The 14,718-nt window shown below is 71.8% G+C and carries 13 protein-coding genes; 5 read left to right on the forward strand and 8 right to left on the reverse strand.

Annotation, left to right across the window (positions count from 1 at the left end; all coding sequences use genetic code 11):
* Nucleotides 1-6 precede the first annotated feature (6 nt).
* Both murQ and ABD355_RS09105 read right to left on the reverse strand, forming a co-directional pair.
* On the reverse strand, nucleotides 7-939 hold the full coding sequence (murQ, locus tag ABD355_RS09100; protein ID WP_344399625.1) for an N-acetylmuramic acid 6-phosphate etherase: 933 nt from the start codon (nucleotides 937-939) through the stop codon (nucleotides 7-9).
* A 74-nt stretch (nucleotides 940-1,013) separates the two neighbouring features.
* Nucleotides 1,014-1,937, reverse strand: a complete 924-nt coding sequence (locus ABD355_RS09105) for a MurR/RpiR family transcriptional regulator (protein ID WP_344399626.1) — start codon at nucleotides 1,935-1,937, stop codon at nucleotides 1,014-1,016.
* A gap of 55 nt (nucleotides 1,938-1,992) precedes the next feature.
* Here ABD355_RS09105 and ABD355_RS09110 point away from each other — a divergent pair, with 55 nt between their 5' ends.
* Nucleotides 1,993-2,376 carry a hypothetical protein gene (locus tag ABD355_RS09110; protein WP_344399627.1) on the forward strand — a complete coding sequence of 128 codons (384 nt, stop codon included), beginning with the start codon at nucleotides 1,993-1,995 and terminating at the stop codon, nucleotides 2,374-2,376.
* Nucleotides 2,373-2,654: a DUF4031 domain-containing protein gene (locus tag ABD355_RS09115; RefSeq protein WP_344399628.1), complete on the forward strand. Its 282-nt coding sequence runs from the start codon at nucleotides 2,373-2,375 to the stop codon at nucleotides 2,652-2,654. Before ABD355_RS09110 ends, ABD355_RS09115 begins: the two co-directional genes overlap by 4 nt.
* Here the strand turns inward: ABD355_RS09115 and ABD355_RS09120 are convergent.
* From ABD355_RS09120 to ABD355_RS09135, 4 genes are all read right to left on the reverse strand, one after another.
* Nucleotides 2,569-7,302 (reverse strand): HD domain-containing protein, encoded by a 4,734-nt coding sequence (locus tag ABD355_RS09120; RefSeq protein WP_344399629.1) that lies wholly within the window; start codon nucleotides 7,300-7,302, stop codon nucleotides 2,569-2,571. The two genes, ABD355_RS09115 and ABD355_RS09120, sit on opposite strands and share 86 nt — an antisense overlap.
* 76 nt (nucleotides 7,303-7,378) lie before the next feature.
* Nucleotides 7,379-8,446 carry a GNAT family N-acetyltransferase gene (locus ABD355_RS09125; protein ID WP_344399630.1) on the reverse strand — a complete coding sequence of 356 codons (1,068 nt, stop codon included), beginning with the start codon at nucleotides 8,444-8,446 and terminating at the stop codon, nucleotides 7,379-7,381.
* Between the two features lie 194 nt (nucleotides 8,447-8,640).
* The gene (locus ABD355_RS09130; RefSeq protein ID WP_344399631.1) at nucleotides 8,641-8,973 is read right to left on the reverse strand and encodes a Pepco domain-containing protein; all 333 of its coding nucleotides are present in this window, start codon (nucleotides 8,971-8,973) and stop codon (nucleotides 8,641-8,643) included.
* A 94-nt stretch (nucleotides 8,974-9,067) separates the two neighbouring features.
* Complete coding sequence (locus ABD355_RS09135; RefSeq protein WP_344399632.1) at nucleotides 9,068-9,727, reverse strand: HD domain-containing protein; 660 nt, start codon at nucleotides 9,725-9,727, stop codon at nucleotides 9,068-9,070.
* A gap of 73 nt (nucleotides 9,728-9,800) precedes the next feature.
* Here ABD355_RS09135 and ABD355_RS09140 point away from each other — a divergent pair, with 73 nt between their 5' ends.
* Both ABD355_RS09140 and ABD355_RS09145 read left to right on the forward strand, forming a co-directional pair.
* Nucleotides 9,801-10,472, forward strand: coding sequence for a maleylpyruvate isomerase family mycothiol-dependent enzyme (locus ABD355_RS09140; RefSeq protein WP_344399633.1), 672 nt, complete (start codon nucleotides 9,801-9,803; stop codon nucleotides 10,470-10,472).
* Between the two features lie 279 nt (nucleotides 10,473-10,751).
* Nucleotides 10,752-11,444, forward strand: a complete 693-nt coding sequence (locus tag ABD355_RS09145) for a copper homeostasis protein CutC (protein ID WP_344399634.1) — start codon at nucleotides 10,752-10,754, stop codon at nucleotides 11,442-11,444.
* Nucleotides 11,445-11,623: 179 nt separating this feature from the next.
* Here the strand turns inward: ABD355_RS09145 and ABD355_RS09150 are convergent, their stop codons facing one another.
* Complete coding sequence (locus ABD355_RS09150; protein WP_344399635.1) at nucleotides 11,624-12,154, reverse strand: hypothetical protein; 531 nt, start codon at nucleotides 12,152-12,154, stop codon at nucleotides 11,624-11,626.
* Between ABD355_RS09150 and ABD355_RS09155 the strand changes: the two genes are divergently transcribed.
* Entirely contained in the window at nucleotides 12,153-12,407 is a 255-nt protein-coding gene (locus ABD355_RS09155) for a hypothetical protein (RefSeq protein ID WP_344399636.1), read from the forward strand. The genes ABD355_RS09150 and ABD355_RS09155 overlap by 2 nt on opposite strands.
* A 116-nt stretch (nucleotides 12,408-12,523) precedes the next feature.
* Here ABD355_RS09155 and ABD355_RS09160 read toward each other — a convergent pair whose 3' ends face one another.
* Nucleotides 12,524-14,587 carry a HelD family protein gene (locus tag ABD355_RS09160; protein ID WP_344399637.1) on the reverse strand — a complete coding sequence of 688 codons (2,064 nt, stop codon included), beginning with the start codon at nucleotides 14,585-14,587 and terminating at the stop codon, nucleotides 12,524-12,526.
* Between the last annotated feature and the right edge of the window lie 131 nt (nucleotides 14,588-14,718).

Genomic DNA, 14,718 nt, shown 5'->3' on the forward strand with positions numbered 1-14,718 from the left:
GAGGCGTCAGCGGGCCGCCGCCAGCGCCGCCCGCAGATGCCCGTCCGAGTCCTCCAGCAGACGTGCCGCCGTGGGGCCGTCCACGCCGGCCAGGAGGGTGAGGATCGCGTTCTTCACCTCGCCGTCGGTGGCCGCGAGGGCGCGCTCGATCTCGTCGTCCGAGGCGCCCGTGGCCAGGGCGACGATCCTTCGCGAGCGGGCGCGCAGCTTCTCGTTCGAGGCGCGTACGTCGACCATCAGGTTCCCGTACGTCTTGCCGAGCCGGATCATCGTGATCGTGGAGAGCATGTTGAGGACGAGCTTCTGCGCCGTGCCCGCCTTGAGGCGGGTGGAGCCCGTGAGCAGCTCCGGACCGACGACGACCTCGATGCCGTGCTCGGCGGCCGCCGCCAGCGCGCTGTCCGCGTTGCAGGCGAGGCCGATGGTCAGCGCCCCCAGTTCGCGGGCGTGCCGCACGGCGGCGATCGCGTACGGGGTGCGGCCGGAGGCGGAGACGCCGACCACGGTGTCGGCGGCGAGGAGGCGCAGGGCGTCCAGGTCGCTGCGGGCGAGCTCCGCGGAGTCCTCGGCGCCCTCGACGGAGGTGACCATGGCGTCCGGGCCGCCCGCGATCAGGCCCACGACCTGCTCGGGGTCGGTGTTGAAGGTGGGCGGGCACTCGGAGGCGTCCAGCACGCCGAGCCGGCCGGCGGTGCCCGCACCGGCGTAGATCAGCCGCCCGCCCCGCGCCATCCGCTCGGCGACGGCGTCGATGGCGGCGGCGATGGCCGGAAGCTGCCGGGCCACGGCTGCCGGGACGGTGGCGTCCTCTCCGTTCATCAGCCGGGCGATGTCGAGTGTGGCCAGCCGGTCGATGTCGGCGAGCTCGGGCCGGAAGGCCTCGGTGGTCAGCGATTCCAACTCGGCGCGGAGGTCACGGGGGCTGGAGGTGGAGGTCATGGGGGCGGCTCTTTCAGATGTGCGGTCCGGTCTCGTGTCTGCGCGTGCTTACGACTACTTGCCACTGCCAGTGACTACCTGCGGTGCCGGTGCGCCAGTGCCTCGTACGAAGCGGCCAGCGCCGGCGCAGCCGTCTCGTACGTCTTCTGCGCCACCCCCACGAACAGGCAGTCCACGACGAGGAGTTGACTGGTCCGGGAGGACATGGCCGCGGGCCTCAGTTCGCTCTCCCGCGCCGTCGACGTCGTCAGCACATGGTCGGCGTACTGGGCGACCGCCCCGTCCGGTCGCCCGGTGATCGCCACCGTCGTGGCCCCGCGCTCGAAGGCGACCCGCAGCGGCTCGATGACGTCCCCGGTGGACCCGGAGTGCGTGATCGCGATGGCGACGTCCCCCGACCGCAACTGCACAGCGTTCGTCACGGCCAGATGCGGATCACTGTGCGCCTGGGCTATCAGCCCTATCCGCAGCAGCTTCTGCGTGAGGTCCTGGGCGACGAGGCCGGACGCCCCGACGCCGTACACATCGATGCGCCGCGCGACCGCCGCCGCGGCGACCGCCGCCCCCAGTTGCACCGTGTCCAGACCGGCCGCCGTGTCGGCCAGCGTCTGCTGCTCGTCGTAGGCGAGTTTCGTCACGACGTCGGCGATCGGATCGTCGACCGCGATGTCGGTGGTGATGGCGGGCGCCCGCCCGGACTGCTGCTGCGCCGCAAGGCCGGCGAGGGCGAGCCGCAGGTCCCGGTATCCCGGATACCCGAGCAGCCGGGCCGTCCGTACGACCGTGGCCTCGCTGGTGCCGGTGAGCTCGGCGAGGCCGGTGACCGTGAGGGCCGCGCAGCCGGCCGGATCACCCGCGACGGCCTCGGCGACGCGCTGCATGGAGCGGGTCATGGAGGGCGCGAGCGTGCGCACCTTCGCGGCGAGGGCGGCGGGAGCGGGAGGCGCGCTCGCCCGGCCCGCCGAACCGGCGAAAATTTCCTTCACGTCCTGGGTCACGAGTGAAAGATATTTTCGGCTCGGCGTCCCGGTCAAGAGTGCGCACAATGGGGGCATGCACCCCATCAGCCCCCTGGAACAGGCGCTGCACGCGGCACGCGCCCTCGTACTCGCCGATCTGGCCGCGGGCGAGGTCGCCGCGGCGGACGTGGTGTCCATGGTCGAGGAGTCCGTCGTCCAACGGCGATGGTGGGTGGAGCAGTGGCCGGAGGGCGTCGGGTACGTCGCCGGGCTGGTCGCGCAGGACGTGCAGGACGCCCTGCTGGAGAAATACGGCCGCTGGCCCCTGTGCCCGGTCTGCGGCGGCGGCGACCCGCACGCCCTCGACGTCGAGCCGGAACTCGGCCCCGACCCGCACTGGGTCTGCCACAAGGCAGGCGTGAAGGTCGCCGCGGTCGGCACGCTGGCCTCGGCCACGGGCGGGTCGTCGTCCTCGTGACGGTATACATCGACCCACCGACCTGGCCCGGCCACGGCCGCATGTGGTCCCACCTGATCAGCGACGTCTCCTACGACGAACTCCACACGTTCGCCGGGAAACTGGGCGTTCCCTCCCGTGCCTTCGAGCGGGACCACTACGACATCCCCTCGCACCGGTATGCGGAGGTGGTCGCGGCGGGCGCGGTGGAGGTCAGTAGCCGAGAGGTGGTGCGGCTGCTGACGGGGGCGGGGTTGCGGCGGGCGAAGGGGCGGGGCGTTCCTCCGGCTCAGGGGTGAACCAGTCCTCGATCTCGTGGCGCATACCGAGCCGCGCGGCGGTGAGGGCGACCTCGCGGAGGGTCTTGCCGGTCGACAGGCCCACCACGGCCAGGGTGACGAGCGAGAGCGGGGGAGCGTCGGGGGTTGTCGCCGACCGCGGGGCGCGATCGGTGGACAGCAGGGCCTGACAGAGCTCCTCCTCCAACCGGCGTTCCCGCAGCCATGCTCGGCTGGGTGGCACGACCTCGAATCCGAAATCCCGCAGCGGTCCGGCGGCCTTGGAACCCACCGCCTGGACCTCGGCCGGGGAGACCGGTCCGAACGAATGGGGGTCGGGGACCCTGCCGAGCACCGTAATGACGGCGCCGTTCCGCTCGGCCCGGGACAGGGCCTCCGCGGTGACGCTGCACTCGAAGCCCTGCCCGGCGAAGTGAGCGATCGCCTCGGCCAGGGGGATTCCGGTCGCCTCCGCACGCTGGGCCAGAGCGCTGAAATTGAGCGGACGGTTCACATCCAGCCTCGTGCCGTAACCGACGAGAGCGGTCTGTTCGTGTGAAGGCAGTTGTTCCTCGTCGGGCACGGGTGCCACCGTGTAGCCGAACTCCCGTAGACGTTCCGCGACGGCGGTGACGGGCCAGTGGATACGGCGCGCGACGGCTGCCATGTAGAGGAGCGAGACCTCCTGGTCCACCCAGGCCCACTGTCCGTTCCAGAACAGGAGGGGATAGTCGTCTTCCGTCGGCTCGGGTCCGGACGGGGCGTCAGCCGGCACGTCGAAGCCGAGGCCGGACAGGAAGTCCGCGGTGTGCCGCACGGTCGTGCGCGCGGTGTAGGTCACGGACACCAGCTGGGCGCGGGAGACGTGCACCGCCGCCTCCGGGGACGGCGGGGTGGAGTACGGCATCCACAGGTCCCGGAGCATGCTGCGCTCCTGGTCGGTCCAGTGATCCCGGGCCGGGATGTCCTCCGGCACGGTGAAGCCCAGATTCCGCAGGCGCTGTGCGGCCTGGTGGGTGGAGCAGCGCTGTTGCGCCGCGCTGACACAGACCTGGGCGACCGAGAGGCATGCGCCGGGAGTCAGCCAGTCCGTCGGATCGCCGATACGCCGAAGCAGTGGGAGGTCGGCGCAGTCTGCCTCCGCGCAGCCGGAGAGGGGTTCGACCCGGTATCCCAGGGCTGTGAGCCGGTCGGCGACTTCCACGGGCGGATGCTCCGACTTCAAGCTCAGGTCGAAGATCTGGGCGGCGCCGACCTGCTGAGCGGGATCACGCCAGCGGAAGAGCAGGCCGAGGCGGTTCACGGGGCTCTGCCATGCGCTTTCCGTCTGCCAGTCGGAGAACGCCTTGTCCCAGGACCGCATGTATGTGAAGCCGTCCTCGGCCAGCAGCAACAGGTCCGACGGCCGTGCGCACAAGGCGTCGGACTCCTCCGCGCCGGCCAGCGACCGCGGATCTCCGGCGCCCGCGCTGTACAGCACGCGCAGACGCCAACGCAGGATGAAGGAAGGGAAGTTGTAGAAGAACCGCGCGTTGCTGTGGGCGTGGTCGGCCGGGTAGTGGCCGGTCACCAGCGGGAGGAGGGCGGCATCCGGAGGGAAGTGGCCGACCTTGGTGAAAGGCAGGGAGAGGTCACCGAGCGGCCACTGGAGATCCGCGCGCCGCGCGTGCTCGGCCACCACGTCGGCGAACCGCAGAGCGGACTGGCTGACCGCGCTCAGCCACTCGGGGTTCGGAAGGGCGCGGCCGGTGCACGTCAGACTCGGCGCTGCAGCGGTCATGACGGCCAGCACATGAGGCAGGTCGAAGGAGCGCAGCGACGTGCGGTCCACGGTGAGGACCGGCGCGTGTTCACCGTGCAGATTGACGATGACGCCGTAGGGAAGGCGCTTCTCCACGGGCATGCCCGGACCCTCGGAGTTCGTCAGCAGGCCGTCCGACAGGGTGATCCCCTTGTGGTCGACCCACCAGAGATCCGGTGAGTCCGATGCGTAGCAGGCGGGAAGAACGGGTCGGCTCGCCTGCGGCCTGGAAGCCCTCATCTCCAGGGCGACACGGCTCAGTTCCCCCGGCACCCACTCGTGTTCCCGCGCCCCGTGGACGGCCTTGGTCCGGTACGGAGCAACCCACAGCAGCCGCTGCAGCGCCTCCACACACGAAACGCTCCGCCCCTGCCGCGACAGCAGCAGCCGCACCACCGTGCCCGGCTCCTCACCTTCCCCCAGGTCTTCGACCCGGAACAGGTTCCCCGGTCCGGCGATCGTCACCTGGAGCAGCCGCCCGGGCTTTCCGTCCCGTCCCATCCGGCAGGTCCGTACGACGATCTCGTCGGCGAGCATGAAGTAGCTCAATACGCCGATGCCGAAACGGGAGTTGGGGTAAATGCGGAGCTTCGGCTCGGGCAGTTCGCTCCAGGCGACCTGTTCTTCGACGTACTCCGGCAGGTCCACGAAACGGACACCGCCCTGGGAGAAGACGCTGCTGAGCTCCGTGATGCTCATACCGATGCCGTTGTCGCGGCATTCGAGGTACGGGCGCCCGTCGCTGTCGTCAACGCCCTGCACGAACTCGATCCGGCCCTCCGCCCACGGGGTCACCGGTTGCCCCGTCCGTTGCAGGTACTGCGTCCGGCAGTCCCGGTAACGCAGGGCGTCGAGGGCGTTCTGGTACAGCTCGCGGATGGCCAGCCTGCGGTCACCGTAGAGCTGTTCGCCCATGAGGAGTTCCTGGACGCGGTCCTCGGCCAGCTGGAAGCGGATGCCGTCGGAGAGCTGGTCCGGGGTGTTGCCGTCGAGGCGTACGAGGCTGCCGTCCGCGTAGGCCGGCAGGGGACGGAGGGAGATCAGGGACGGGTTGTCTCCCCGGTTGATGTCCCGCAGCAGCGCGTCGACCCGGCAGGCGTGCTCCCGCAGCGCGATCTGGACCGCGGGGTGGGTGCACAGGGCGTTGAGGGAGCGGCCCGCTCCGGAGTTGCGCCAGTCGGACCGGCGCACGGTGGTCAACAGGGAGCCGAGGTCGACGCTGTCGTAGATGCCGATGTGCTCGACCACGATCTCGGGCAGGTCGATCGGGTCCACGGCCATGGCGCATGCCGCCTTGACGAGCGCCGAGACGAGGGCGGAGCGTACTTCGTGCTCGTCTCCCGTACTCGCGGCGATGACGTCGTGGTCGTGGTGCGGCGCGCCGTCGGCCGCCGGGAGCGCGGGAGCCATGGCCCGGCGGGTCGAGAAGGGGGCCGTGCGGTGTTCCTTCAGCAGACGCATCAGACGGTCGGCGGAGAGCGCGTCGGCCACCCAGGGCGGCTGCTCCGGGTCGTGTGCCACATCGCCGAGGAGCGACTTGAGCGCCTCGGCCGCGTACAGCTCGGGTTGCTGGATCAGCCAGCGGTGGAAGAGCCACCACCGGATGCGTGCCACGGAGTCGCCGGCCGGCTTCTCGCCGTCCAGGGTGCGCAGCCGGCGCTTCAGGCGCGGGAAGCCCCTGGCGAACCTGCGGAAGCGGCTGTGGTCGGGGCCTGTGGCACCCGCGTCGTCGGTGAGCAGGCCGACGCGCTGGGCCGCCTCCTGCGCCCAGAAGGTCTGTTCGACGAGGGGGAGGAGGACGGCGAGTGCGGCCTCGGTCGGGGACAGCGGCTCACCGGCAGGCAGGCGGCCGATGAGGAAGCCGAGCCTGTCGTGGGTGCGCCGGGCCAGTTCGCTGTCGTGCCAGGGGTCGCCGTGCAGGGCGCGGGCCGCGTCCTCGTACGCCGTGGCCAGGCGTCCCCCCAGCATGACGCAGGTCTGCTGCAGCAGTTGACGGGCGCTGCCGTCCGGGGTGCGCTGCCAGATCGGGTGCTTCTCGACGGCACGGATCCAGGGGTGGGCCTCTGCGTGCCGGTCGGGGCCGGGGAGCAGCGGGAAGTTCCCACCCCCGGGAGTGGCGTCGGCGCGCACTGTGATGACCTGGGCGGCGCCTTCCTTGCCGTAGGCGCGGTGCAGGTCCGTGACCCGCTGCTGGACCCGTTCGAAGAAGTCGTGCAGGCGCAGCGCGTGGGGGTCGGCGCAGACCGTGTCCGCCACGGCGCGGGAGAAGAGGCTGAACGTCTCTCCCGGCCGGGTCGCCACGTCGTACCCCGGACGGACCTCGTCGGTAGGGCGGACGAACCGTGCCGGCTGGGGTGCCGTACAGGCGTACACGTACGCGACCTTGCGGCGCAGGGCGTCGGCGACCTTGCGCCTGGACCACTGTCTCAGGCCCGGCGGCGCCATGGTGTCGAGGTCGATGCCCTCCCGGCAGGCGTCGATGAGGAACACGACGTGGGTCGCGCGCGACTCCTCGAGCTCCCGCTCCCAGCCGATCTCGATACAGGTCTCGGCGAACACCTCCACGTCGAAGGTGGCGTCCTCCGGGATCAGGTAGTCGTTGCCCTTGAAGTGCTGGCCGTGGCCGCTGAGCACGATGAACAGCGTGTCGCCCGGGTCGGCCTCGCGCAGGAGGGAGCGGATCCGGCTGTTGACGGTGTTCGGGGTGATCCCCCGTTTGCTCTCGACGATCTCGGCGGACTGGAAACCGCGGTCGAGCAGAACGTCGCGCATCCGCTGCAGGTCGTCGGGGACGAACGGCAGGTCCGGGATCCGGGGGTCGTCGTACTCGCTCGCTCCGATGAGCAGTGCCTTGTGCTGGGGCGTCACGCTGCTTCTGCCCCCCTCGGCGTCCCGTGTCCCGTGAAGGACAACTTTAATCGCCGCTGGGGCAGTTGTGTCCGGTTCAGCGCGTCAGCCGGTAGGCGATGCCCTCCTCGTCCTCGCTCACCCGGCTGAAGCCGACGCGCCTGACCACAGCCTGGGACGGCAGGTTGTCCCGGTCGATCGTCGCGAACAGCGTCCGGACGTCGTCCCGGGCCAGCGCCCAGTCCGACAGGGCGCGCAGCGCCTCCGTCGCATACCCCTGGCCCCGTGCGCCCTCGACGAGGTCGTACCCGATCTCGGCCATGCCCTCCTCGTCGGGTACGCCGTGGAAGCCGATGCCGCCGATCGCGTGGCCGTCCTCGCGGCGTACCAGGGCGAAGACCCCGAACTCCGGTCGGTGTACGCCCCCTTCGTACGCCTTGGACATGAAGTCGGCGGCCTCCCGGGTGCCCTCGAACGGACCGCCCTCTGCCCACTCGAAGCCACCGTCGCCGCCCGCCGCCAGGTCGCGCGCGGCCGCGGGTGTGATGCCCTGGAGGGTGAGGCGGTCGGCGGGGAGGACGAGGTTGTTCTTCCAGCGCCACTCGGTGACCGGGGCGCGGCCGGGCAGTTCGCCGCGTCCGGTGGCCCACAGCAGGGTGCGCCAGTGGTCGGGGCCGGGCTGGACGTGCGGGAAGATGCGGGTGAGGACGAACTCGGGGAGGGCGGAGGGTGGTTCGTACGCCAGCTGCAGGGCCTGTGCGATGTCGTGCGTGTGGAGGAGGACTTCGGCGACTCCCATCGCGGCGAACCCCTCGCGGTTCGCACTGCGGAAGGGGTACGGGTGGAAGGCGCGGGCCTCGCGGGGCGCGGTGCGGACGGCTGCGCTGAGCAGGGCGCCCGTCGTCTCGATCACGTGCAGCAGGCCGGTGTTGTCCGTTCCCTCGTCCAGCTTGAGCTCGAAGGGGACGTAGGCGTCCTGTGCGCCACCGGCCAGGTTGGCGGCGTAGGCGACGAGGTCGTCGGCGATGTGGACCGCCGTAGCGTGCACGGACCACTCAAGCCCGGCCGCCCTCACCTGCGTCCAGTCCCGCTCCGCGGCGGGCCGCAGAGCCGCCACACAGCCCGTGACGGCGTCGGTCACGTGTTCCCCGCCCAGGTTTCTCATGACCGCAGGCTAGGGGAAGACGGGGATGAATGCGCGTCGGTTTTCGGGTGGCCGGGCGGGTGGCCGGACGGCCGGGCGGGGGGAAGGTCAGCCGCTTTCGCCGTCCCACCAGTCCTGGGCCTAGTGCAGGAAGCCGAGTTCCTGGGCGACCCCGATGAGAAGGGCCTTGTGGCGGGGCAAACCGACAGTCGCTTTCAGGGGCGCTTGAAGACCAGCGTCAGCCCGCGGGTGCCTTGCATCTGGCCGGTGCCGATGAGCTGGACGCCGCCGCTCGCGGTGACCTGGAAGGACAGCTGGGCCTCGGCGAGCGGCAGGGTGCCGCCCCGGGCCTCGGCATCGGCGAACAGCTGCTGGAGGGCGTCGACGGTCGCCGCGAGGTTCTTGCGCAGCGGACCGAGGGGCACGGACCGCAGGACCGGATCGCTGGTGCCGCCTCCGAAGATGCTCAGCGTGTCGCCCTCGCGTTCCTCGGTCTCGTTGACCCAGAACTGCAGGCTCGGCTCGGTGAGTTCGTTGTCGACGTCCATGCGCGGTCCCCTCCCCGTGACGGTGCTGGGCCAACATTAGGGCCTCACCGGACAGTTGAGGAGGAGAAACAGAAGGACATCACCCCATGAGCGCTCAGCCGGCGAGCAGTTCCAGCTCGGATGCGAGGTTGTAGCGCGCCGTCGCCTCCCACTCCGTCCGGCCGTACGGCGTCCTGAACAGGCGCGGCAGATCGAGGAGTTGGCGCAGGATCGTGGCCCGGCCCGTGCGGAAGGCGTCACTCGGGACGAAGTGGTACTCCTCGCGTACGGCGGCCGTGTACGCGGCGTACGCGGACGGGGGTGAGGCCAGGATCGCGAGGTCCGCGTCGCACAGGACCTGGCCGTCGTGGTCGTCGTCGGCCGGGTCGTGGGTGACGGTGAGACGGACCAGGCGGGCCACCTCGGCGGTCTTCGCCTCGGAGACACCCGCCTCGGGGAGGGCGCGCTCGGCGAGGCGGGCCGAGCGTTCCTCGTTCTCCGAGCGGTCGGGGAAGTAGACCGCGTCGTGGAACCAGGCGGCGAGGCGCACGACGTCCGGGTCGGCCGCGTACTTCTCCAGTACGTCGACGTGGTCGAGGACCGCCGTGAGGTGCGCGAGCGTGTGGTAGTGGCGCTGCGGTTCCTGCCAGCGGGCGAGGAGGTTGTCCGCGTACGGGGCCGGGTCGGGGCCGGCGGCGGGGGACCGGGCGCCTTCCAGGGCGCGGGTCCAGCGGGTGCGCAGGGCGTCGACATCGGGGCGGGCGTGATCGGCCATGCGCTCATTCTCCCGCCTCTCCGACGGCTGCGGCCTCTCCCGTCGATCACCCGGTGCCCCTAGCGTGGCCCCCATGACGACAACTGACGACGTACGCGACCCCGAACTGCCCGGACGCCTCCTGGCCGTCGAGCGCGACGCCCTGATCCCGCTCCTCCGCGCCCGCCCCGACGCGGACTTCGCCCTTCCCACCACCGCGTGTCCGGGCTGGACGGTGCGGGACGTCCTCGCGCACTGTTCGGCCGCGCTGCTGCGGGTGGTGGAGAGCCGTTTCGAGGAGGGCGTCTTCTCGCCCGCCTCCAACGACCGGGACATCGCCGAGCGCGCCGACTGGACGAACCAGCAGGTCGTGGACGAGCTGGAGCGCGGGATGACCGAGGCGGGACCGGCGATCGCCAAGGCGGGCGGTGTGCTGGACCGGGTCGCGCTGGGCGAGTGGGTGCACGCGGGCGACGTACGGGACGTCTGGGGTGAGCCTCAGGCCTACGGAGGCCCCGGCCTCCCGGACGCCCTCGCCCTCCTCGCCCGGATCACCCGCGAGCGGGGCCGCCTGCCGCTGCACGCCGACCTCGACGACGTGGACGAGCCGCTGCTGCTGGGGGAGGCGAGCGGGGAGCGCAACCCGGCGCGCTTCATCGGCCACTCCGCAACCCTCGTACGTCTGTACGCGGGCCGCCCGGTGCCGGAGGGCACGTCGTACGAGCTGGTGGGAGCGGAGGCGGCGGAGCTGAACATGTTCGGCTGACGCCCCGCGGCTCCGCCAGGGTCCGGGGGCGATCTCGCCCCCGCCGCCCCTACCCGTCCCGTACCGGGGGCCAGCCCCGGCCCCCGCTCCTCGAACGCCGGAGGGGCTGAATTTCGTCGGCCGGGACTGATCTTTTTTTGGGGGGCTCGCGGCGGTCGCCCTGGCCGGGCCCCTCGGCGCCCCGGGGGGGCGATCTCGCGGTCGTCCGCCCCGGCGTCGTACCCTGAGATTGGACTAGACCTGTAGTCGCTCCAGGGGAACACCGACGGAAGGGGCCCTATGAGCATGCGTGCAGTCCTGGAGGTGATCGCCCTCGACGTCGAGGACGCGGTCGCCGCCCAGGCCGGAGGCGCGGACCGGCTGGAGCTGGTCGCCGACATCGCGGCCGACGGGCTGACCCCGCCGGTCGAGACCTTCGCCGGGATCCGTGCCGCCGTCGACATCGACCTGCGCGTGATGCTGCGCCTGGCGGACGGGTTCGCGGCGGGGAACGTGGAGCGGCTGGTCCGGGTGGCCCAGGAGATGCGGGCGGCCGGGGCCGACCAGTTCGTGCTCGGGTTCCTCGACGCGGACGGGCAGGTCGACCTGGACGCCGTGGAACGGCTCCTGGCGGAACTGGACGGCTGCCGCTGGACCTTCCACCGTGCGATCGACCGGGCCGCGGACCGGGACGCCCTGCGCAAGCAGCTGGACGGTCTGCCGGGGCACGACACCTACCTCACGGCCGGTTCGGCCGCCGGGGTGGACGAGGGCCTCCCCACACTGCTCGCCGAGGCGGCGCGGTGCGGGGAGCCCGGCTACGAGCCGCGGATCATGGTCGGCGGCGGGCTGCGGCTGGACCATGTGCCCCAGCTACGGGCCGCGGGGATCGACGCCTTTCACATCGGCGGGGCCGCCAGGCCGGGGGGCTGGGACGGGTCCGTGTCGGTGGCCGCGGTTGCCGAGTGGCGGGCGGTGCTGGACGGGAGCTGAGCGCTCCGCGGGAAGTACCGCGATCGGCCGTCGCTCTGCTGCGGGCGGGTCGTGGCTCGTCGCTCCCCCACTCCCGGCCTCGCTCCAAGGGGGACCCCATCGCGGCAGAGCCGCATATCGACACAGCCCAACGCCCCTTCGGAGCGCCGCCGAACCGCGGCGGACGTCGTCCGACCTGCTCAGCGCTTCAGGGGACGCAGACACAGCGGCCCGTCGTGGTCCTTGTTGTACATCGGACCGAGGGGGTGATCCCCGGACGCGCACGAAGGGTTCCTCCAGGAGCGGACGCTGTACTGCGCGGCGGGGGAGTCACAGGACTCGGGCTTGACATCCTCCGCGGGCCAGGCGGCGTCGTTGCGGGCGCACGAACCGACCGTCAGGGCCGGGTAGTCGGTCGGATAGGCGGAGGCGTCGGTGCTCCCGGCGCTGTCGCCGCTGTGACTCGGCCCCACCACCAGGCCGATGATCAGGAGCAGCGGAATTGCGGCCATCACGAGGCCGACCAGGCACAGCGGGATCAGCGCCAGCACACCAGCCGGCCGCCGGAACACCGGCTTGCCCGGATCCAGCGGCGGCCGGAAGCCCGCCGTGACCGGCTCCGGGATGCGCCGGATGCCGGACAGGGCGCTGAGGTTGCCCAGCAGCGTGAAGGGCGTGATGAGCACCGACAGCGGTCCCCACCAGCCCATCACCATGGTGTCCGCCTGCATGTCCCGGAAGCTCGCCAGCGCGCAGGTGCGGCAGAACACCCCCTCCCGCCGCAGGAACCGCATCATCACCACCATGCCCTGGTGGCCGCGGATCGTCACCGGCGCGGCCGGCGTCGCCCCGCACACCTGGCAGGCCGCCCCCGGCCCGCCCACCGGCCCCCAGGCTCCGCCGCCGTACTGCTGCGGCCAGGCGGGAGCCGGCGGGTACGGTCCGGGAGGCTGCGGGTACGGACCCGGACCCGGCGTCTGCTGATACGGCCCGGAAGGATGCTGATACGGCCCCGGAACCGGTTGGTAGGCAGGGTGCGAGGGCGGCGGCGTGCTCAACTGGGGCCTTTCCGGGGGGACATGTCACAACGGAGCAGCACCCTACCCGGCCAGCTGCGGCGGCAGCGGTGCCGCATGCGTCACGATCAGCCCGGACACCGCGCGGGTCAGCGCCACGTACAGGCGGCGCAGGCCCGTCCGCTCGTCGGGCTCGCCGTCCACCACCGCCTGGGGCTCGTCCAGGACCACGTAGTCGTACTCCAGGCCCTTCGCGAGCGATGCCGGGACCAGGGTGAGGCGGGTCTCGGCCGTCGTCTCCTCACCGGGGCCCAGATAGGTGATCCCGGCCGCCGTCAGGCCCTCTGCAAGGGCGGGGACGCGGGCGTCGGCCGCGATCAGGCCCGTCGAGCCCTCGTTGCGGAGCAACTCCTCGCAGGCGGCGACCACTTCGGAGACGTCCTCGATGGAGCGGAGGGCGAAGAAACCCGGGTTCTCACGGACCGACGCGACCGGTGTGAGGCCTGGGGCGATGTGCGGCAGCAGGCGGGAGGCATAGGCGATGACGTCCGTCGGGACGCGGAAACCGGCCGTCAGCTCCTCGATCACGCCGTCCGGCTTGCCGAGGTGGGCGAGCGCCTCCTCCCAACTCCGCGTCGCCCAGGGCGTGGTGCCCTGCGCCAGGTCGCCGAGGACGGTCGCCGAACCGGTGGTGCACCGGCGGCCGACCGCGCGGTACTGCATGGGGGAGAGGTCCTGCGCCTCGTCCAGGACCACATGCCCGAGCGAGTGCGTGCGCTGCACGAGGTCCGTGGTCTCGTCGATCAACACGGCGTCCGCCGCGGACCACTTGGCGGCTTTGACACTGCGCACGGGCTTCGCCCAGAGGATCGTCTTCTGCTCGTCCTCGTCCAGGACTCCGTCCGCGTGCGCGGCGAGGAAGTCCGCGTCCGTCAGCAGGCGCAGCACCAGTTTCGCCGGGTCCACCGGCGGCCACATCTGTTTGACGGCCGCCTTGACCGCCGCGTTGCGGGCCACCGCGTCCTGCACCCGGTCGTCCGGCGCCTCCCCCGACCGCTCCATCTGCACCAGCACGGCGTGCGCGATGCGCTGCGGGAGGGCCTCGCGGGCGGCGCCGTAGCGGATGCCGCGGTCGAGCAACTCCCGGACGATGTCCTCCAGTTCGTATGCGGGCACCCGCCAGCGGCGTGAGCCGCGCACGACGACGACCGGTTCGGTCGGCATGGTGACGTGGGAGTGGACGGCCCGCCGCAGCACCTCCGCCATCCTCGCGTCGCCCTTGATGACCGCGGCCGCCGCGTCGTCGGTGCCCCGGATCTCGATGCCCCCGGCCACGAGGTCGTCCACCGTGGCCTGCTGGACCGTCAACTCGCCGAGGGCGGGCAGGACCTGCTCGATGTAGTGCAGGAAGGACCTGTTCGGCCCGATGACGAGGGTGCCGGTGCGGGCGAGCCGCTCGCGGTGGGCGTAGAGGAGATACGCGACGCGGTGCAGGCCGACGGCCGTCTTCCCGGTCCCGGGACCTCCCTGCACGCACACCGTCCCGCCCAGCCCGGACCTCACGATCTCGTCCTGCTCGGGCTGGATGGTCGCCACGATGTCCCGCATCGGGCCCACGCGCGGGCGCTCGATCTCCTGCTGGAGCAGTTTGCTGGTGCGGGCGGCCTCGGCGGGGTCGGAGAGATGCTCGTCCTCGTACGCGGTGATGTCGCCGCGGGTGTACCCGAAGCGGCGGCGCAGCGCGATGTCCAGCGGGTCCTTCTTCGACGCCCGGTAGAACGGCTGCGAGACCGGCGCCCGCCAGTCGATGACCATGGGGTCGCCGTCGTGGTCGTGCACGTGCCGGCGCCCGATGTAGAACCTCTCCCCCTCCGCGCCCTCGGCCTGGTCGGCGCCCGGGGAGTGCAGGTAGTCGAGGCGGCCGAAGAACAGCGGGGTGTCGCTGAGGTCGGCCAGCGCCTTGATGCGCTCGTCGATCTGGCGGGCCAGGACCTCGGCGTTGACCCAGTTCGCGGTGACGTCGCTGATGTCGAGCGACTCGACGTCCTCGCGCATGGCGCGCAGGGCGGCACGGGACTCGGCGAGGTGGGCGCGCTCGCGGGAGAGGGGGTCGTCGAGAGGGGCGGGGTCGTCGACGGGCGTGGACAAGGCGGTGCCTCCGAAGGTGCTGCTGGCTGGGGCTGCGAGGTGCCGGCCGGTTTCCGTCCGGGCGGCGGCCCTCCGTGGAGGGAGGCGGGCAAGAGCGGAGATTCTAGGTGAACGGGGGAGACGGAGGCCAA

This window comes from Streptomyces longisporus (assembly GCF_039532765.1).
In the GTDB taxonomy this organism is placed as follows: domain Bacteria; phylum Actinomycetota; class Actinomycetes; order Streptomycetales; family Streptomycetaceae; genus Streptomyces; species Streptomyces longisporus.

Coding starts and splice junctions, on each gene's coding strand:
- ABD355_RS09135 (WP_344399632.1), bottom strand. CDS start 9,727: ATGGCCGATCACGCCCGCCCCGATGTCGACGCCCTGCGCACCCGCTGG.
- ABD355_RS09130 (WP_344399631.1), bottom strand. CDS start 8,973: ATGGACGTCGACAACGAACTCACCGAGCCGAGCCTGCAGTTCTGGGTC.
- murQ (WP_344399625.1), bottom strand. CDS start 939: ATGACCTCCACCTCCAGCCCCCGTGACCTCCGCGCCGAGTTGGAATCG.
- ABD355_RS09125 (WP_344399630.1), bottom strand. CDS start 8,446: ATGAGAAACCTGGGCGGGGAACACGTGACCGACGCCGTCACGGGCTGT.
- ABD355_RS09140 (WP_344399633.1), top strand. CDS start 9,801: ATGACGACAACTGACGACGTACGCGACCCCGAACTGCCCGGACGCCTC.
- ABD355_RS09155 (WP_344399636.1), top strand. CDS start 12,153: ATGTCCCGGAAGCTCGCCAGCGCGCAGGTGCGGCAGAACACCCCCTCC.
- ABD355_RS09150 (WP_344399635.1), bottom strand. CDS start 12,154: ATGCAGGCGGACACCATGGTGATGGGCTGGTGGGGACCGCTGTCGGTG.
- ABD355_RS09145 (WP_344399634.1), top strand. CDS start 10,752: ATGAGCATGCGTGCAGTCCTGGAGGTGATCGCCCTCGACGTCGAGGAC.
- ABD355_RS09110 (WP_344399627.1), top strand. CDS start 1,993: ATGCACCCCATCAGCCCCCTGGAACAGGCGCTGCACGCGGCACGCGCC.